The sequence below is a fragment of the Marivita sp. genome (assembly GCF_965656765.1).
Lineage (GTDB): Bacteria > Pseudomonadota > Alphaproteobacteria > Rhodobacterales > Rhodobacteraceae > Marivita.
This window is the reverse complement of sequence record NZ_CBFHLV010000006.1, coordinates 67,650-86,490: the sequence shown is the minus strand read 5'-3', so window position 1 is coordinate 86,490 and position 18,841 is coordinate 67,650. Positions and strand designations below refer to the sequence as shown.

The following is an 18,841-nucleotide window of genomic DNA, read 5'->3' as shown; positions in this document are numbered from 1 at the left end:
CAAACCTCGCAAGCCTCCAGCGGCGGGTTTACCAACACCAGCGACGACCGCGGTCGGTCGGGTTCCGGTTCAGGTTCCTCAATCCCAAGCTGCGCCTGCGCGTCGCTGCGAAACAAACCGTCCGGGAACGCCTCAAGATACGCGCGATACGCATCCTCCGTGTCCAGCTCCTGCGCAAACTCCCACGCCGCCCGATCCACCGCGTTTGGGTCAAGCTGCCGTGTCTTTTGCACCGTATCAGATGCGAGGAAAACCGAAGAGGCCGCAGCGGGAACCAACGAACCGCTGGCCAGAACGACCAAACAGAAGGCAAGAAAACGGTGGCGCATGTCTCAAACCAAGTCTGTGTTTTACCAATGGACAAAGATTTAGCGCATGCATGTCGCATGGCAAAACGTTGTTCACGGACAACAGGTTAACGTTTAGGACGCCTGCTCCACCTCATCCTCGAGATACGCCACCCGGCTGCCCGCCTTGGAGCTGGTAACCACGCCCAACGACTTCAGTTTGCGATGCAACGCGCTGCGCTCCATTCCCACAAAGCTCGCCGTGCGGCTGATATTGCCTCCAAAGCGGTTGATCTGGGTCAGCAGGTATTCCCGCTCGAATGCCTCGCGCGCCTCGCGCAGGGGCATCGTGGCAAGCGTTCCCGACAGCACCACGCGCCCATCCTCGTCTTCGGCCTGCGCGCTGTCTTGTGGAAGCTCCCGCGCGGCGATGTCACCGGTGCCGTCGCCCAGGATCAGCACCCTTTCAATCAGGTTCTTGAGCTGGCGCACATTGCCCGGCCAGATCATCGTTTGCAGCAACGCCACAGCATCACTGCTCAGAGCGCGCTTGGGCAAGCCTTGCGTCTGGTTGAAAAGGTCGATGAAATGCTCGGCCAGCATCGGGATGTCTTCGCGACGGTCCTCAAGGCTGGGGACAGAGATCGGCACGACATTCAGCCGGTGATAGAGTTCCTCGCGGAAGGTGCCAGCTGCGATTTCGGTTGGCAGATCGCGGTTGGTCGACGAAATCACACGCAGGTCCACCCGAACCTTGTCGGCGCCGCCGACGCGTTGGAATTGCTGATCCACGAGCACGCGCAGGATTTTGGACTGAGTGCCAAGCGGCATGTCCGCGACCTCGTCGAAATAAATCACACCCCCATGCGCCTGCTCCAACAGGCCCGGTTCGACCCCGCGTTCGGGTGTTTCGCGGCCAAACAACACCTCTTCCATTGTTTCTGGCGCAACGCCCGCACAATTCACGGTCACGAAAGGTGCGCTGACACGGTTGGAATTGGCGTGGATGTACCGAGCGGCGACTTCTTTGCCGCTGCCAGCAGGCCCGGATAGTAAAACGCGACCGTTGGATTTTGTCACCTTGTCGAGGTTCGAAACCAAACCACGATACGAGGCACATTCGCCAACCATCTGCGCGACATCGGTTTCGCGACGTTTGAGTTTGTTGTTCTCACGGCGCAGACGGCTGGTTTCCATCGCGCGCCGGATCACGACAAGCAACTGATCGATGTTAAAAGGTTTTTCGATGAAATCATACGCACCTTGCTTGATCGCCGCGACCGCGATTTCGATATTGCCGTGACCCGAAATGATCACCACCGGCACATCCGGATTGTCACGTTTGACGGTCTTAAGGATATCGATCCCGTCCATCTTGCTGTCTTTGAGCCAGATATCGAGTATGAGCAGCGCCGGCTCTTCGGCGTTGATTTCGGTCATCGCTTCGGACGAGTTGCCCGCAAGCCGCGTTGTATAGCCTTCGTCCTCAAGGATATCGCCGATCAGTTCGCGGATATCGCGCTCATCGTCTACAATCAGTATATCGCTCATAACCTCACCTTTATCATTGAACGTCACGTCTCAGATTCTGTTGCCTTTGCCTGAGCATCGGCCTCTAACATCTTATTCACAGTGCCATTTTCAACTTCCACCAATACAGGCAAACGGACCACCGCCATTGCCCCACAACGGTCTGTGTCATCGAAGGGGGCAGCCTGTTCGAGGGTCAGGGTACCGCCATGTTCTTCGATGATCTTTTTCACGATCGGCAGGCCCAGACCGGTGCCTTTTTCGCGTGTTGTCACATATGGCTCGAACAGCCGTGACGGATCTTCGGGCAATCCGATCCCGTTATCCGAGATGCGAATTTCGGCAAATTCATCGTTATCGCTCCGCTGACAGGCGATCCTGATCTCGGGTGACACGTCTGCATCTGGAGTGGCTTCTACAAAGCTTTCAATGGCTTCCCCGGCGTTCTTCACAAGATTTGTAAAGGCCTGACCAATCATCGTCGCGTCGATTTCGGCTGGAATGCCATGACCCGGCATGTTGGATACGATCCGAACATCGGGCTGCCCGGCTTCTTGCAGCAGGATCACACCGCGCAGGATATCGACGACATCTTCGGGTTTGCGTTCAGGCTCGGGCATCCGCGCAAATTTGGAAAATTCATCAACAATACGCCGTAAGTCATTGGTTTGACGAACAATAACTTCTGTCAACTGCTCAAGACTTTCAGCATCTTCGCCTGTCAACTGACGCCGAAACTTGCGGCGGATACGTTCAGCGGACAGCTGAATTGGTGTAAGAGGGTTCTTGATCTCATGCGCGATGCGACGCGCCACATCCCCCCAAGCGGCCATGCGTTGGGCGCTGACCAGATCGGTCACGTCGTCGAACGCGATCACGTAGCCTTCTAGACCGCCGTCTTCGCGTCGCCGGGTGGACAGGCGCACCAGCAGATTTTCCAGCCGGCCCTCGCGGCTGACCTTGACCTCTTCCTGAGCGGTTTCAATGCCTTGGTCACGCAAGCGATCGAACAACGGTCCGAACTCCGGCACCGCCATCGTAATCTCAACACTGCGTTGGTTTTCATGCCACGCCAGCAGCCGTTCCGCAGAACGGTTCACAAACGTCACCCGCCCATCGGCATCGAGCCCGACAACGCCCGACGTGACGGATGTCAGCACCGAATCGAACAGGCGCTGTCGGCGTTCGATCTGACGCGTATTGTCGAGCAGCGTTTCGCGCTGGCCCTTCAATTGCCGGGTCATTTGATTGAAGTACCGGCCCAGCATAGCGATTTCATCGTCGCCCTCTTCCTCGACAACTTTTACATCCAAATCACCCGAGCCGACACGCTGTGCAGCACCGGTCAGACGGCCCACAGGACGGCTGAGCCGTTCTGCGAACCACAAGCCCAACCACACGGCGGCAAGGATAAGCAGAAACGCAAACCCTAGATAAAGCAGAGCAAAATCAAACAGAACGCGACCACGGTCATTTTCTTGTTGTTGGTAAAACCGTGCAGTTTCCTGCGTGTCGTCCAGCAGGTTGAGAATCTGACCATCAACTTCGCGCGTGATGAAAAGATACCGGTCAGTGAACGCGCGCAGCGGGATAAGCGCGCGCAGTTCATTGTTGTCCCAGTCCTGCACCAAAGCGATGCCCAGCTCTCCGCCTTCGGCGATCACTTCGGGGGTTGGGCGTTCGTAGTCAAAAAGGTACGACCCTTCGCCACGCGCACGAATTTCGCCTGCCCCGTCGATGACATAGGCCTCGCGCAAGCCGCGCTGAATTTGCGCCTGACCCTGGCTTAACGCCTGCCGCAATTCGCCATCGTCCATGATAAATGTAGCGCGACGGTTGGCATCAAGGAACGCACCAAGCGCCTCAGCGTCTTGGGTCAATGCTTCGCGGTGTTCCTGCTCATAAGCTTCGGCGGCGGACAGTGACGCACCGACCACGTTGCGCACTCGTTCGGAAAACCACGTTTCAAGCCCGATATTGATCGTCAGAACGGCAAAGACCGCGACCGTGATCGTTGGCAAAAGCGCCATCAGGGCAAACGCGCCCGTAAGACGCAAATGCAATCGTGATCCGGCGGATTTTGCGCGGCGCGCAGCGATCAGATTGACCACCCGGCTGAGCACGAGCGCTGCCAGCAGAAGCACATAGATTAGGTCGGCCAACAGAACGAGCCGCAGGTTAAACTGCGCGCCTGCGCCCGTGTCCAAGGGTCCCAGTACGAGGATCGTGGCGATTGCCAGAATTGGACCAAGCAACACCAGACCAAGGGTCATAGCATTCTGGTAGCGCCGTTGCCGACGCATCCGGCTCAGCCGAGTCCAGTTCCAAGAGCGTGCCCAGGTGGCCACAGCCAACCCCTCGCCTAGATGTGCCGCGCAGCCCGGCTACCGCCATATATTGTGCTTCCGTCCAACTGCGTCACCGACAGAACACTATTATGTGGCAGTTTTACATCAATTTACGGCGGCGTGTCACCTGAATATCGAGGTCAGTGATCTTCTTTCTCAACGTATTACGGTTGATTCCGAGCAAATCCGCACACTTGGCCTGATTTCCACCCGTCGCTTCGAGTGCGATTTCGATCAGAGGCGCTTCGATTTCACGCAAGATTCGCGGATACAGCCCCGGGGGCGGCAGCATCGTGCCGTGCAAATCGAAGTATCGGCGCAGGTGGCGGGCCACCGAGGTGCTGAGTTTCTCGCTGTCACCGCCCCGCAGGACTGGGCCGGTTTCGGGCTGGTTGCCCAGAACGTTCTCGACCTCGGCGCGGGTGATCTCGTCCGCGCGCGAGGTAAGGCTGAGGCGGCGAACGACGTTTTCAAGCTGGCGTACATTGCCCGGCCAACTGTAGGCACGGAACAGGTCGGCGGCGTCTTCAGACAGCCAGCGTTTCGAACCGCCATCGCGTTCAGCCCTGGCGAGGAAATGCTCACTGAGCAGCGCGATATCATCCACGCGTTCCCGCAAGGACGGCACCGAGATTGTTGCGCCACTGATGCGGTAATAGAGATCTTCGCGCACGCCACTGTCAGAGATGCCCTGCCCCGGATCCGTCTGGCTGGTCGCGATAAAGCGCGGAACGTTGTCGCTGGCGCCGTCCATCATGCGCACGATGCGCGCCTGCACTTCGTCGGGGACATCGGCCACTTCGTCAATCAAGAGCGTACCACCGCGTACCCTGGCCAGAATGCGCGCCGGGCCTTCGATATCGGACAGATCGCTGCCGGTGACAGTGACAAACGGCAAAGACCTGCGGTCGGAAAAGTCGTGTAAAGCCCGAGCGATCAGCGATTTTCCGGTGCCGGATTCGCCGCAGATCAGCACAGGCAGATCGGTGTTCATCACTTTGGCGACCAAGCGGTACAACGCCTGCATTGCCGGGGTCTTGCCAATCAATGGCAGATCGTCAGGCGCATCGGTGGCCACGCGTTCCGCTGTTGGGCGCGCGACCCGGCTGCGGGAATCAAGCGCCTTGGCGGTGCGCTTCATCAAATCCGGCAAGTCGAACGGTTTGGGCAGGTAATCGTAGGCTTCGGCCTCGGCGGCCTGAATAGCGGTCATGATGGTATTCTGAGCGGAAATCACGATGACTGGCAGATCAGGGCGGTCTTGTGAGATCTTTGGCAGCATTTCGAGCCCGTTGCCATCGGGCATGATCACGTCCGAAATCACGACATCACCTTTGCCTTCGGCGACCCAGCGCATCAGCGTCGTGAGCGACGAAGTCGCATGCACTTTGCACCCTGCCCGCGTCAGCGCCTGTGTAAGAACCGTGCGGATCGTGCGATCATCATCCGCGACAAGTACCGTACCATCCATCAGTTTGACTCCTTTTGTTTGCGCGGTGCTTGCGGCAATGAGATGCGAAAGCGGGTTTTGCCCGGGACGCTGTCTACAGCGACCCAACCGTCATGATCCGATATAATTTTGCTAACCAAAGCGAGGCCAAGGCCGGTGCCGTTCTCACGGCCCGACACAAAAGGATCGAATACATCCCCTTTGATTTCGGGCGGCAGCCCGGGGCCATCATCGATCACCTCGACTTGCAATGGCAGCGATTGGCCCGACCCGTCAGCGCGACGCAGGCTGTAGCTGTGTTCGTAATAGGTGTGCAGGCGAATGGTGCCACCCGCCTTAGGATCCGACGCCTCGGACGCGTTCTTGATCAGGTTCAAAATCACCTGAAGCAATTGATCAGAATCCCCCAGCGCCAAGGGCAGCGAGGGGTCGTAATCTTCGATGATTTTCATATGCGCGCCGAAGCCCAGCAAAGCCGAGCGGCGTGCGCGGTCCAGCACATCATGCAGGTTTACCGGTTTGCGTTCCGGCGCAGACAGATTGCCGAACTGTTCGACCTGTTCCAACAGCTTCACAATGCGCCGGGTTTCAGCGACGATCAGGTCAGTCAGCTCAAGATCCTCGTTGGTGAGGTTCATGCTCAGAAGCTGAGCCGCGCCGGTGATCCCAGCCAAGGGGTTCTTGATCTCGTGCGCGAGCATTTCCGCCATGCCGATGGCCGACTTGGCAGCGGATTTGACAGACTGGCTTTGATTGACACGCCCGGCCAATTCGCGCGGACTGATAAGCAGGATCATGCAGCCGTCTTGCCCTTGCACAGGCGCAAATTGCAGATTGCACACAAGCGGTGGACGGTTCCCTGTGCCGACATCCACATCGTTGACGAATAGTGGCGTTCCGTTCGCCCGCGCCCGGATCAGGCTTTTTTCCATTGGGGCATCGACGGTCAACCGGTCCCAGATCGGTTGCCCACGCAACCATTTGGCGGAATTGTTCATAAACCCTTCGGCCGCCGGGTTCATGTCAAGGATATTTTCATCATTGTCTATGACGATGGCAGGCACCGGAAGCGACGACCAAATCAGCCGTTCATCCACCACAGTCGGCACGTCCTGATCTTCTTTTGTCATGCAGCCTGCCTCGCATCGGTCAAAAGCGCATCTGGCAATGATGCAAACACGTTTGCCGGATCTTTGGTGGTGAGGATCGACTTGCGCAGAACGGCTTCAGTCTGAGCATCATCCATGTACCACCCCAGGTGTTTGCGCGCGACACGACTACCGAGGTCACGGCCATAGAAAGACAGCATCGCGTCGTAGTGTTCGGCGACCATATCAACCATCGCCTGGCCCCGAGGCACGGTTGGCGCGGGCGTGTCAAAGATATCAGCGGCAATCTGCGCCAAAACCCATGGACGGCCCTGCGCACCTCGGCCCACCATCACACCATCAGCGCCGCTTTGATCCAATGCCGTGCGGGCGGAAGTGGTGTCGACGATATCGCCATTGGCGACCACAGGGATCGACACCGCGTTCTTGACCTCGCGGATGGCGCGCCAATCGGCTTGGCCTTTGTAGAACTGGCACCGGGTACGGCCGTGAATCACAATCATCGCGATGCCGATGGTTTCGGCGCGCTGTGCAAGCTCTGCCGCATTGTGCGAGGCGTCATCCCAGCCTAACCGGGTCTTTAGCGTGACGGGTACATTCACCGCGGCGACCACCGCGTCGATCAAGCGACAGGCATGATCAAGATCGCGCAACAGCGCTGACCCGGAATAACCGCCAACAACCTTTTTCGCCGGGCAGCCCATGTTGATGTCGATCACCTGTGCGCCCATGCCCTCGACCATGCGCGCTGCTTCGGCCATCGCGTCAGGTGTGCGGCCTGCCAGTTGAACAGAGGTATTGCCGATCCCTGCCCCAAGCTCTGCTTTTTCCCGGGTTCCGGGCCGCGCTGTCAGGAATTCGCCGCTCGCGATCATTTCAGACACGACGCGCCCTGCGCCAAAACGCGACACCAATGACCTGAACGGAAGGTCTGTTATCCCTGCCAACGGTGCAAGAAGCACAGGGGGCGACATGAGGCTTTCTGGAACTGACGGAGTCACCAATGCAATCCTTGATTGATGCCCTTGAGCTACGCTGTGGCAGCACGCCATTCAATGGTATTCGCCTGAAAAACAGACCGCGGACACCCATGTGCTTAATTATTAGGCACCCACACCCGAACGATTGCACAGCCCCCGGACAAACCTTAGACAAGCCACAGCAATTCAAGGGGTTTGCATATGAAAGTGCGGCTGGGCAACGGCTATGATGTTCACAAGTTCGGTCCCGGCGACCATGTTGTGCTGTGTGGCGTGAACGTACCGCACGATCAGGCCCTTATGGGGCACTCTGATGCGGATGTCGGCATGCATGCGATCACAGATGCGCTGTATGGCGCGCTGGCTGCAGGTGACATCGGCCGGCATTTTCCGCCGTCGGATCCGCAGTGGAAAGGTGCTGCAAGCGAAATCTTCCTGAAACACGCCGTCCAGATGGCGCGAGATGCCGGGTACGAAATCTGCAACGTGGACTGCACGCTGGTTTGTGAATTTCCCAAAATCGGGCCAAATGCCGACGCAATGCGCGCCGCTTTGGCGGCGATCATGGGATTGCCGATCGAAGATATCTCGGTCAAGGCGACAACGTCTGAAAAGCTTGGCTTTACAGGGCGCGGTGAAGGAATCGCAGCGCTGGCGACTGCCGCATTGGTGACGACATGAACAAGATCATCGCGACGTTTTTCGGCGTTGGATACCTGCGCCCTGCACCCGGCACTTGGGGGTCGCTTGCGGCATTGCCCGTGGCCTATGCTGTCTTGTCGATCGGCGGGTTCTGGTTGTTGGTGAACCTGACTTTCTTTGTCTTCATGTCAGGTTGGATCGCCGCGCGCGAACTGACCCGTGGTCAGGACGATCACGATCCGTCCTATATCGTGGTTGATGAAGTGGTTGGCCAGTGGATCGCCCTGTTTCCAGTGGCTTACGGGGCAACGATGATGTCAGCCGATTTGCTGGCGCTTTACCCCGGCTGGATCGCAGCGTTTGTTTTGTTTCGGCTATTTGACATCTGGAAGCCGTGGCTGGTCGGCCAAGCGGATGCACGGGGCGATGCGCTGGGTGTGATGCTGGACGACGTGATCGCAGGCGTGTTTGCAGCGATTGGCGTGATCGCGCTGGCAGCGCTATTCCATTTGGTGCTCATGTGAATGAAGCGCTGTCCGACACTGTTTTGCGTTTGGCGCTGCAGGCTGGCGCCACAGTGACAACTGCGGAAAGCTGCACTGGCGGGATGGTAGCGGCGGCCATAACCGACGTGGCTGGATCATCCAGTGTTTTTGAGCGGGGATTCGTCACCTATTCGAACCAAGCCAAGATCGATATGCTGGGGGTATCAGCCTCTGCACTGGATGCACATGGCGCCGTGTCCGAAGAGGTCGCCCGCGAAATGGCTTTGGGCGCCAGAGCGGCGGCGCAGGCGACCGTGGCGGTATCAATCAGCGGGATCGCCGGGCCGGGCGGGTCAGAGTTCAAACCCGAGGGGCGCGTCTGCTTTGGTATCGCAACAGCGGACACGATACAGACCAAAACGGTAGAATTCGGCGCGCTTGGACGCGCCGCTGTCAGAGCGGCAGCGCGTGACACGGCACTTGAATTGATCATCGACGCGCTAAACGTGAAGTGATTTAATTTTCAGCAATAACCACCCAAATCGCCCATTAATTAAACAATTATATGTCTGCTTGATTTTAGGGCAGCGCAAATCGCATATCGCCTCTTTTTTCCGCGAACCTGTTCCGCTTTGACCGCGCGAAACAAAGTCAAATCAAAGGATGGGACAGATGAACGGAGCCGATACGGCCTGGATAATCGTTGCAACAGCGCTTGTGTTGTTCATGACACTACCAGGGCTTGCCCTGTTTTACGGCGGCCTGGTACGTGCGCGAAATGTGCTGAGTGTCTTCATGCATTGTTATGCAATTGCCTGTTTGATGAGCGTTCTGTGGCTCGCCTTCGGCTATTCCATCGCATTCGGCGATGGCGACGCATACTGGGGTGGTCTCGGCAAAATGTTCCTTTTGGGGGTCAGCACCGATGATTTGGCAGGCACCCTGCCCGAGATTCTGTTCTTTGCCTTCCAGATGACATTCGCAATCATCACCCCAGCCTTGATTGTTGGTGCTTATGTCGAGCGGGTTGGTTTCGGGTTCGTTATGCTGTTCTCGGGGCTTTGGATGCTGCTTTGCTATGCGCCGGTGGTGCATTGGGTTTGGGGCGGAGGGTTCCTGTCCGATGGCGGCATCTTTGGCGACACCGGTGTGCGTGACTTTGCAGGCGGCATCGTGGTGCATGAAACGGCTGGGATCGCGGCGCTTTTGATCGCCGTCTTTCTTGGGCCGCGCAAGAATCACACCACCCCACCACACAACCCCGGCTATGTGATGATCGGTGCAGCGATGCTGTGGGTTGGCTGGTTCGGCTTTAACGGTGGATCACAACTGGCAGCAGACGGCGGAGCCGCGATGGCGCTGACAGTTACGCATATCTCGGCGGCGACAGCCTCACTTACATGGGCGCTTTGGGAAAAGGTCAAGTTCGGCAAAGCATCGCTGATCGGTATGGTGACAGGCACCATTGCGGGCCTCGCGTCCATTACCCCGGCCTCTGGGTTTGTTGGCCCTGTCGAGGCGCTGATCATCGGGGCGATTGCAGGCATCCTGTGTCAGGAAGCAGTGAATGTGATCCGCAACTTGCTCAAGATCGACGACACGCTCGATGTGTTCGCCGTGCATGGCGTTGGCGGCATTTTCGGCACGATCATGATAGCAGCGTTTGGCGCCGGCAGTTGGGCGGCGCAATTGGGGTCGTTGGCGATCGTCGGTGTGTTCACAACCGTCGTGACCGTCGTTTTGATCATTGTGGTCAAAATGGTCACGCCGCTACGGGTTGATGATGAAACCGAGAATTCGGGCCTCGACATCATGGTGCACGGCGAACGGGCCTACGACCACGCGTCCTGATCGTTTGGATCGCATGAAATTGGAAAGCGGGCTTAGCGGCCCGCTTTTTGCATTTCAGGTGTAAAGCTCTGCGGCGCGACGTTCAAACGCGCGGACAATGCGCTGCATCGCTTCGTAAAAGAACATGCCAGCCGCGCCTTGCAGGATGCGGTTCTTGAATTCGAAATCGACGAAGAACGTCACCTCGACTCCGTCCTCTACATCCTTGAACGCCCAATTCGAGTGCATATGCCGAAACGGTCCATCCAGATATTCGGTGTCGATCTTCTGTTGATCCGGCCACAGGACCACACGGCTGCCGAAGCGTTCGCGGAACACCTTGAAACTGATCACCAGATCGGCCAGCATTTCCACATGATCGCCCCGGTCTTCGCGCGACCGGATGCGCGCCGCCGCTGTCCACGGCAGGAATTTAGGGTAATTCGCAACGTCCGCGACAAGATCATACATCTGCTGCGCCGTGTACGGCAGGGTGCGTGTTTCGGAATGTGTTGGCATCTGCTCTTTTGTTTTGACCGTGACAGTGGCGGGGGATGTCGTATTGTGCGCGCGAAAAATCAAGGGAAACCTATGTCAGAGCGTCCTTATGTCATCGACGAAATGATCTCGGCCAAAGCAATTGCGGCCCGGATCGAGGAATTGTCGAACGCCATCAAAGAAGAATTCCGCGACACCAACAAGCTGGTCGTCGTCGGCCTGCTGCGCGGCAGTTTCGTGTTTATCGCCGATCTGGTTCGCGAACTCGACTTGCCAGTGGAGGTCGATTTCCTGGAGGCGTCGTCTTATGGCGACAGCATGGAATCAAGCCGCGAGGTGCGGATTCTCAAAGACTTGCGCGGCCAGATTGAAGGCCGCGACGTGCTGGTGGTCGAAGATATTGTCGACACCGGGCACACGCTGAAACACGTGGTTGGTCTGCTCGAGTCGCGCAATCCCGGGCGGTTGCGGACCATTGCGTTGCTGGACAAGCCGTCGCGGCGCGAAACCGATGTGGCAGCGGATTGGATCGGATTCTCGATCCCTGATGAATTTGTAGTCGGCTATGGCATCGACTATGCACAGCGCAATCGCAACCTGCCCTTTATTGGCAAGGTGCGGTTCCCTGAGGCGTGAACTGGTTTCATCTGTTGCGGATGGCAAAATGGGCACGTCATCCGCCAAGCCCGGCGCAGATCAAGTTGGGATTGGGTGTGATCGCGCTATGCCTTGCAATCTATTCCATCGAACGTTGGGTCGGTTGGCCCGAGTGGATGTCGCTTGAAGCTGAACGCGTGCCAAACCGGGTGCTGCGCTGAACCGGATGGGTTAATCCGGGGCGCCTGCAATTGCGGACAGATGCGATTGAAGCAGCTTTTCCACACTTTCCATAAGGCTTTGCAAACGCTCACTTCCAGCCAGATCACGATGACAGGCAACCCAAACAGGAACACTAAATTCAGGTGCCACGTCAGGGATCCGCACCAAATCAGGCACTGCATCCCCCAAGATACAAGGCAATATGGTCTGAGCGTTGCCGCGCGCGATCATCTGGGTCAGCATGCTGAAGCTGTCGGCACCGGCACAAATATCGTCCGTATCAATTTCTTTAGCCATCCATTGTGCCGGCTTTGAGCGTTCTAATGGCCCTGTCAGACCCAACCATTTTGTCGGACCCGTGACAGTCGCTCGTCGATAGACGGCAAACCCCATCTGAGCTATTTTTTTGCCGATCAGGTCATCTGGCAAGGCAACGGCAGGGCGCAGCGCGATATCGGCCCGTAGGCGCGCCATATCAAGATGTGCATTGGACGACATATAGACCAGCCGGTCCGGCTGAATACGCCGAGACAACGCGGGGTAGATCCATGCAAGCACTGTTTGGCAGAATGTATCAGTCGATGTGAGCTTGAGCGTTTTGCCCACCACGCCGGACTGCCCCTGCATCAATGTTTTAGCAGACTGCACATGCTGGGCTGCAAGACGCGCGGCTTCGATCACAGGTGCGCGATTGGGACGAAGCCGATAGCCGCTACGATCCCGCTCAAAGACAGGGCCGCCGCAGGTTTCCTCGAACGACGCGATGCGCCGCAAAACCGTTGCATGGTTGACGCCAAGCACCTTCGCCGCTGCGTTCACCGATCCGGTATCGGCGACCGCAAGCACAAATCGCAGATCGTCCCAATTTAGATTGTGCATGGATACCGACCCCATTTGCATTTTCTAACAATTAATTTGTGCAACGCACACGGCATACTAGTTCATAGGCTATATAAAGTTCAGGGAGTTCAAATTAATGAAAAAGTATCTCACATTTGCTATCGCGTTTGCAGCATTGGGCTGTGGCACGGCGGCTTACGCACAGGACGATTTCTCGGCGCAGTTAAAGGCGCGTCAGGGTCAGTTTCGGATCATGGCGATCAACCTTGGCATTCTGGGCGGTATGGCGCAGGGCAAAACGGATTATGATGCAGCCGCTGCGCAATCAGCCGCAGACACGCTGGTTGCCGTGTCGATGATCCAGCAAGGGCCGATGTGGCCCGCCGGGTCAGACGATATGTCAATCGACGGCACCCGCGCCCAGACGACGATCTGGGATCAGAACGATGATTTCCTCGCAAAATGGGCTGATTTCGGCACAGCAGCGCAGGCGATCCAAGCTGCAGCATCGGGCGGTGTCGAAGGTCTTGGCCCGGTCATGGGGCAGATTGGTGGCACTTGCAAAGCGTGCCACGACACACATCGCGCACCCGCAAACTGATCTGAAAAGATGCGGCGTGGATTGATAGCTGGTGCCTTCGGCCTTGCAGCCCTCGCGGCTGCAGGCCTGTTCGTGACCCGCGCCACGCCGCTCGACAGCAGTCCATTGGTCGGGCGCGACAGCGATCCGGCCAAAGGTGAGACCGTTTTCATCGCGTCGGGTTGCGCGTCTTGTCACGCCGCTCCTGACGCTGAAGATGATGCCAAACTTGTCCTTGCCGGTGGTCAGAGATTCGACTCGGACTTCGGTACCTTTATCGCGCCCAATATTTCGCCGCATCCCGACGCTGGGATCGGCAGCTGGAGCTTGGGCGATTTTGCAAGTGCCGTGAAAAAAGGCGTGTCGCCAGACGGGCAGCACTATTACCCGGCCTTTCCCTATGCCTCTTATGTGCACATGACGGATCAGGATGTGGTCGACCTTTGGGCCTATTGGCAAACCTTGCCAGCCGATGCCACCCCCAGCCAACCGCATGATGTAGGCTTTCCGTTCAACATCCGCAGGTCGGTTGGTGTCTGGAAGCACCTTTACGTGAAAGACGCGTGGGTGATGGCTTCGGCCGACACTCCCGAGGTCGAGCGTGGTCGCTACTTGGTCGAAGCCCTGGCGCATTGTGGAGAGTGCCACACCCCAAGAACAGTGCTAGGCGGTATGGACCGCAGCAAATGGCTTGCCGGTGCACCCAACCCGAGCGGCCGCGGGCAAATTCCATCTTTGACGCCAAAGGACCTGACATGGGGTCCAACCGAGATCGCGTATTACCTGGAGACCGGGTTTACGCCAGACTATGACAGCGCCGGTGGGCATATGGTGGCTGTGATCGAAAATTTCGCCAAACTGCCCGCAAGCGATCGAGAGGCGGTTGCCGCCTATCTCAAGGCGCTGCCATAGCAAAAGCCTCTGAAAGTGATTCCGTTTGGAACTTTCTACCGGTGTTCGGGTGTTGAAGCGGTTATGCCTTGGCCAGTTTGGCGTCACGGTTGCTGCGTAGGCGGGCAAAATCGTCGCCGGCATGGTAGGATGACCGGGTCAGTGGCGTGGCCGAGACCATCAGGAACCCCTTGCCGTAGGCTGCTTTTTCGTAGCCTGCAAACTCTTCGGGTGTCACGAACCGGTCCACCGCATGGTGTTTCGGCGTCGGCTGAAGGTACTGGCCGATGGTTAGAAAATCGATATCAGCGGCTCGCATGTCGTCCATAACTTGCATTACCGACTGACGATCCTCGCCCAGACCGACCATGATGCCCGATTTGGTAAAGATCGACGGATCGATTTCTTTCACACGCTGCAACAGGCGCAGGCTGTGGAAATAACGCGCACCGGGACGCACTTCGGGATAGAGGCCTGGCACGGTTTCCAGATTGTGGTTGAACACGTCTGGTTTGGCGGCAACCACAGTTTCCAGAACCTCGGGCGCACATTTCAGGAAATCAGGTGTCAGGATCTCAATCGTTGTGCTGGGCGACCGATGGCGCACCGCACGAATGGTTTGGGCAAAATGCTCGGCCCCGCCGTCTTCGAGGTCGTCGCGATCCACCGACGTTATGACAACGTGGTTCAAACCCAGCTTTTGCACCGCATCCGCCACGCGGCCCGGCTCGAACGCATCGAGCGTGTCCGGGCGACCTGTGGCGATATTGCAGAACGTGCACCCGCGCGTACAGATATCGCCCATTATCATCATGGTGGCGTGACCCTGCGACCAGCATTCGCCAGCATTGGGACAACCCGCTTCTTCGCACACAGTCACGAGGTTGTTTTCGCGCATGATGCGGCGGGTTTCGTTATAGCCCTCGCCACCCGGAGCCTTTACCCTGATCCAGCTTGGTTTCTTGGGTTGGGCGTTGTCCGGACGATGGGCTTTTTCCGGATGGCGCTGTTCTGGTATCTTGAGGTCGCGCAACGGTTTTTCCCCGCACTTTCAGAATATAACTCCTCTAACATATAAACCAGCAGGAGGTAGTACCAGTGTTGCATAGCTGCGTTGCAGCTTCAAATTCCCAATAGTAACGAGTACCTCCTGCGCCTTTCCCCTGTTGTCTTGGGCCAAAGAGCCCCTCAGGCTTGCGTCGATCTGTCCCGACGTGCGTTGGTCTATCCGATCAGAACCGCGTCTTTTTCGAGAGTTCTACCGTAAAACAGCGTCAAGCGCTGCAAAGCGATGCGCAGCACAACCTTGCCGGACCGCGCCGACCAACCAAGCCGCTTTTCCGTGGCTTCAAGCCCTTCGCGCAGACAACAGCAGCGCAGAACAACCTCACTAAGGCCAGGACCAAGATCACGGACCGCGTCCAGTGTACGGGCGAACGCCTCGGCGCGGCGTGTGTCGGTCATGCTGGCGACAGATATTTCGAGGTGTTGCAAAACTTCAGGTCTGTCCCAGCCTAGCAAATCCGAAGGTGCAAACCCCGCAATCGCGTAATCCTCATACAGCCGATCCCCTGCTGCAACGAAATCGATCGGAAGAAACGGTTTTCCATCAGGGCCACGCCGCCGGGCCAAGGCTGTCAGCGGGCTTTCGAACCCCGGCCCGGTCGAGACTGATCTGTTACGGAACCGGCGATCTGGTCCGTCTGACGAAAACAGATTAAACCCATCGTCCTGCCGCTGTGCCGCCCGCGCATCGCGTTCGGCAATCAGGCTTGGCACGACGCTGCGGCCCTCATCGGTGATGCGATACCGCTTGATCGAGCCGCCGGCCTGTGCAGCTACCCAGTTGCGCAGAATCAACGCTGCAGCCACATCAAGAGCAACTGTGCCGAGCAAGAGTGTGTCGCCCTCACCCATAGTTTTGACGATAGCCGGTTGCGCCACGTCTTCGCGGTACAACATCATCGCGCCAGACTGACATAGGTATCGCATCGCATCGGTAACGGCGTCCAAACCCACCAGTTCTTGATCCTCATCGGCATCACCACCCCTATGCTGCCCTAAAACCCGATCAACCAGCGGGTCGTCCCGCAGCGTTTCAAGCTTACGCACCTGCCGCAGAACCGTCGACGCGTGGCATCCTGCCTCTCGGGCAATATCCCGAAGGGGTCTCCCCTCGGTTGTGTGCGCAAGGTATCGCCGTGCCTCGACCGGAAAGAGTGCGCTTAGGCCCGGACGGCTTTGGATGTGTTGAAGATCAGTCATGTCATTCCCCCATTCAGACTATTTTGGGCCAAATCATCCACAGATTTATCCACAAACAGCAATCAACCTAAAATTGCATTCGTTTCTGATTTGTTAACTTTCACTGCTGGAAAAGCTTCTGTTTCTAAATCGTAAACAAATTGAACGGGGTGCGTTCGCAGGTCTTCCCATCGCGCAACACACTTTAACGTTGTGTGATGGTGATGCCTCTAATGTCGTGAACTCTTGATGCAAAAGGACCAGACTATGCAAGACCTCCTGACCCAAATCTCACACCTGCGTCGTCCGCGTTTGTTAATCCGTGCCGCACGCATCGGCGCGCAGGCCTATCGGCGCGATGCGCGGCTGCCTCGCTTGCTGGGCTATGGTGTGACGTTGCGGATCGGACCTGCGTTGGTGAAGTTGATGACACTGGAGGCCGACATGAACGAAAAACGCGAAAGCGGCGATGCCGGATACAACATCGCCGCGCATGTCGAACTTTTGACTGCGATCATGGGCGAATCCCAGCTGTTGCGTGCGCAGACGCAACCGCCGGAATTGATGCCGGTTACATGAAAGCGTCGGGCATCGACGCTTTTTTCTTGGTCACGTACTCGGTCAACGCCTCGTGTATGCCGGGATCGAGTACCGGCTGCTGATAGGTATCGATTAAGCGTTGCACGCGTTCGGTCGCCAAAGACATTGTATCGCGTGCGCCCTCTTCGGACCATGTTTCGTAGGGTTTGAAGTCGAACACTTCAGACCGCCAGAACGCTGATTTGAAATGTGCTTGCGTATGCTCGCAGCCAAGGTAATGCCCGCCCGGCCCCACTTCGGCAATTGCACCCATTGCCTGCGCCTCTTCGTCGGTGGCGATGCCCTGCGCCATCTTGTGCAGCGCACCAAGCTGGTCGGCGTCCATAACAAACTTTTCGAATGACGCGACAAGCCCGCCTTCGAGCCATCCGCAGGCGTGCAGCATAAAGTTCACACCCGACATAAGCCCCATGTTCAAGCTATTGGCCGTCTCGTACGCAGCCTGTGCGTCGGGCAATTTGGAGCCGGTGAAGCTTCCTGCGGACCGGAATGGCAGGCCAAGACGACGTGCCAATTGACCCGCACCATAGGTGATCTGGCTTGCCTCGGGCGTGCCAAAAGTCGGAGCACCGGAATTCATGTCGATAGACGTGACGAACGCGCCAAAGATCACCGGCGCACCGGGGCGCAGAATCTGACTGTAGGCGATCCCGGCCATCACTTCGGCCAAAACCTGCGTCAGCGTGCCCATGACCGACACCGGGGCCATTGCACCGCCGACGATAAATGGGCTGATTATGCAGGCTTGATTGTTTGTCGCATAGACCTCAAGCGCGCCCATCATCACGTCATCAAACGTCATCGGTGAGTTGATGTTGATGAGCGACGTCATCACTGTGTTGTCCTGCACAAAGTCCTTACCGAACAAGATCTCGCACATGTCGACGCTGTCTTGTGCGCGGCTGGGTTCGGTGACGGAGCCCATGAAGGGTTTGTCCGACAGGGTCATGTGCGCCATCAGCATGTCGAGGTGGCGTTTGTTCACCGGCACGTCGGTTGGTTCACATACGGTACCGCCCGAGTGGTGCAGCCATTTGGACATATAGCCCAGCTTCACGAATTTTTCGAAATCAGCCATCGTGGCATAACGACGGCCACCCATCGCATCATGTACAAACGGCGGGCCGTAAACCGGAGCCAGAACCAGATTCCGCCCGCCGATTTCAACGGCACGGTTGGGATTGCGCGCCTGTTGGGTAAAGGTCGACGGTGCCGTGCTGCACAGTTTGCGGGCCAACCCGCGCGGGATTCGTACGCGTTCGCCAGTCACCTCGGCCCCGGCGTTGCGCCAGCGGTCCAAAGCGACGGGGTTGTTGACAAAGTTCACACCGATTTCGGCCAGCACGGTTTCAGCATTGGTTTCAATGATCTGAAGCGCTTCTTCGTTGAGGATCTCGAAATTCGGGATATTGCGCTGGATGTACTTGGCTGTCTCGACAGAAACCGCCGTGCGCTCTGCCCGTCGCGCCGCACCGCCGCCACCGCGTGACCGTCTGCGTGTTTCTGCCTCTGCCATGATTCGACTCCATGCGGATACTAATGGGTCCGGTGCTGTGACCAGTGGACACTCCATAGTATGAGACAGAACACCGTCAGCGACGGATAACGGCTTGTGCGTTGCGAAAGCGACATTCGACATTCCGCAAAGCGACAGCGCCGCCGGAACCAATCGTTGGCTTTGGTGGTTTGGCCTTTGCGTCACCACAGG

Annotated in this window: 19 protein-coding genes and 1 pseudogene; 9 read left to right on the top strand and 11 right to left on the bottom strand. The window is 57.5% G+C overall.

Annotated features, from left to right (window positions below):
• From ACTG4M_RS03560 to dusB, 6 genes and pseudogenes are all read right to left on the bottom strand, one after another.
• Positions 1-329, bottom strand: a pseudogene (locus ACTG4M_RS03560) (hypothetical protein); the annotation flags it as partial.
• A 93-nt stretch (positions 330-422) separates the two neighbouring features.
• The gene (gene ntrX / locus ACTG4M_RS03555; protein ID WP_439122255.1) at positions 423-1,838 is read right to left on the bottom strand and encodes a nitrogen assimilation response regulator NtrX; all 1,416 of its coding nucleotides are present in this window, start codon (positions 1,836-1,838) and stop codon (positions 423-425) included.
• A gap of 23 nt (positions 1,839-1,861) precedes the next feature.
• The gene (locus ACTG4M_RS03550) at positions 1,862-4,120 is read right to left on the bottom strand and encodes an ATP-binding protein (protein ID WP_439122258.1); all 2,259 of its coding nucleotides are present in this window, start codon (positions 4,118-4,120) and stop codon (positions 1,862-1,864) included.
• Positions 4,121-4,265: 145 nt separating this feature from the next.
• Positions 4,266-5,636, bottom strand: a complete 1,371-nt coding sequence (locus ACTG4M_RS03545; protein ID WP_439122254.1) for a response regulator — start codon at positions 5,634-5,636, stop codon at positions 4,266-4,268.
• Positions 5,636-6,745 carry a two-component system sensor histidine kinase NtrB gene (locus tag ACTG4M_RS03540; protein ID WP_439122253.1) on the bottom strand — a complete coding sequence of 370 codons (1,110 nt, stop codon included), beginning with the start codon at positions 6,743-6,745 and terminating at the stop codon, positions 5,636-5,638. Before ACTG4M_RS03540 ends, ACTG4M_RS03545 begins: the two co-directional genes overlap by 1 nt.
• Positions 6,742-7,698, bottom strand: a complete 957-nt coding sequence (gene dusB, locus ACTG4M_RS03535) for a tRNA dihydrouridine synthase DusB (protein WP_439122252.1) — start codon at positions 7,696-7,698, stop codon at positions 6,742-6,744. The genes ACTG4M_RS03540 and dusB overlap by 4 nt, the downstream gene beginning before the upstream one ends.
• Before the next feature lie 207 nt (positions 7,699-7,905).
• Here dusB and ispF point away from each other — a divergent pair, with 207 nt between their 5' ends.
• The 4 genes from ispF (at position 7,906) to ACTG4M_RS03515 (ending at position 10,682) form a co-directional block, all read left to right on the top strand.
• A complete protein-coding gene (ispF, locus tag ACTG4M_RS03530; RefSeq protein WP_439122251.1) occupies positions 7,906-8,385 on the top strand; it encodes a 2-C-methyl-D-erythritol 2,4-cyclodiphosphate synthase in 480 nt (159 codons plus the stop codon).
• Entirely contained in the window at positions 8,382-8,870 is a 489-nt protein-coding gene (locus tag ACTG4M_RS03525; protein WP_439122250.1) for a phosphatidylglycerophosphatase A family protein, read from the top strand. Before ispF ends, ACTG4M_RS03525 begins: the two co-directional genes overlap by 4 nt.
• Entirely contained in the window at positions 8,867-9,346 is a 480-nt protein-coding gene (locus tag ACTG4M_RS03520) for a CinA family protein (protein WP_439122249.1), read from the top strand. Before ACTG4M_RS03525 ends, ACTG4M_RS03520 begins: the two co-directional genes overlap by 4 nt.
• Before the next feature lie 157 nt (positions 9,347-9,503).
• Positions 9,504-10,682, top strand: coding sequence for an ammonium transporter (locus ACTG4M_RS03515; protein WP_439122248.1), 1,179 nt, complete (start codon positions 9,504-9,506; stop codon positions 10,680-10,682).
• Positions 10,683-10,736: 54 nt separating this feature from the next.
• Here ACTG4M_RS03515 and ACTG4M_RS03510 read toward each other — a convergent pair whose 3' ends face one another.
• The gene (locus ACTG4M_RS03510) at positions 10,737-11,180 is read right to left on the bottom strand and encodes a type II toxin-antitoxin system RatA family toxin (protein ID WP_439122247.1); all 444 of its coding nucleotides are present in this window, start codon (positions 11,178-11,180) and stop codon (positions 10,737-10,739) included.
• A gap of 72 nt (positions 11,181-11,252) precedes the next feature.
• Here ACTG4M_RS03510 and hpt point away from each other — a divergent pair, with 72 nt between their 5' ends.
• Positions 11,253-11,795, top strand: a complete 543-nt coding sequence (hpt, locus tag ACTG4M_RS03505; RefSeq protein WP_439122246.1) for a hypoxanthine phosphoribosyltransferase — start codon at positions 11,253-11,255, stop codon at positions 11,793-11,795.
• On the top strand, positions 11,792-11,977 hold the full coding sequence (locus ACTG4M_RS03500; protein WP_439122245.1) for a hypothetical protein: 186 nt from the start codon (positions 11,792-11,794) through the stop codon (positions 11,975-11,977). Before hpt ends, ACTG4M_RS03500 begins: the two co-directional genes overlap by 4 nt.
• A gap of 10 nt (positions 11,978-11,987) precedes the next feature.
• Here ACTG4M_RS03500 and ACTG4M_RS03495 read toward each other — a convergent pair whose 3' ends face one another.
• Positions 11,988-12,857, bottom strand: a complete 870-nt coding sequence (locus ACTG4M_RS03495) for a LysR family transcriptional regulator (protein WP_439122244.1) — start codon at positions 12,855-12,857, stop codon at positions 11,988-11,990.
• Positions 12,858-12,954: 97 nt separating this feature from the next.
• Here ACTG4M_RS03495 and ACTG4M_RS03490 point away from each other — a divergent pair, with 97 nt between their 5' ends.
• Positions 12,955-13,419, top strand: a complete 465-nt coding sequence (locus ACTG4M_RS03490) for a c-type cytochrome (protein WP_439122243.1) — start codon at positions 12,955-12,957, stop codon at positions 13,417-13,419.
• A gap of 9 nt (positions 13,420-13,428) precedes the next feature.
• A complete protein-coding gene (locus ACTG4M_RS03485; RefSeq protein ID WP_439122242.1) occupies positions 13,429-14,310 on the top strand; it encodes a c-type cytochrome in 882 nt (293 codons plus the stop codon).
• Between the two features lie 61 nt (positions 14,311-14,371).
• Here ACTG4M_RS03485 and lipA read toward each other — a convergent pair whose 3' ends face one another.
• Together lipA and ACTG4M_RS03475 are read right to left on the bottom strand one after the other, a co-directional pair.
• Positions 14,372-15,322: a lipoyl synthase gene (lipA, locus tag ACTG4M_RS03480; RefSeq protein ID WP_439122241.1), complete on the bottom strand. Its 951-nt coding sequence runs from the start codon at positions 15,320-15,322 to the stop codon at positions 14,372-14,374.
• A 191-nt stretch (positions 15,323-15,513) separates the two neighbouring features.
• Positions 15,514-16,554, bottom strand: a complete 1,041-nt coding sequence (locus ACTG4M_RS03475; protein ID WP_439122240.1) for a DUF6456 domain-containing protein — start codon at positions 16,552-16,554, stop codon at positions 15,514-15,516.
• Positions 16,555-16,800: 246 nt separating this feature from the next.
• Between ACTG4M_RS03475 and ACTG4M_RS03470 the strand changes: the two genes are divergently transcribed.
• On the top strand, positions 16,801-17,112 hold the full coding sequence (locus tag ACTG4M_RS03470) for a DUF6477 family protein (RefSeq protein WP_439122239.1): 312 nt from the start codon (positions 16,801-16,803) through the stop codon (positions 17,110-17,112).
• Here ACTG4M_RS03470 and ACTG4M_RS03465 read toward each other — a convergent pair.
• Entirely contained in the window at positions 17,105-18,649 is a 1,545-nt protein-coding gene (locus ACTG4M_RS03465) for a trimethylamine methyltransferase family protein (protein ID WP_439122238.1), read from the bottom strand. The two genes, ACTG4M_RS03470 and ACTG4M_RS03465, sit on opposite strands and share 8 nt — an antisense overlap.
• Positions 18,650-18,841 lie beyond the last annotated feature (192 nt).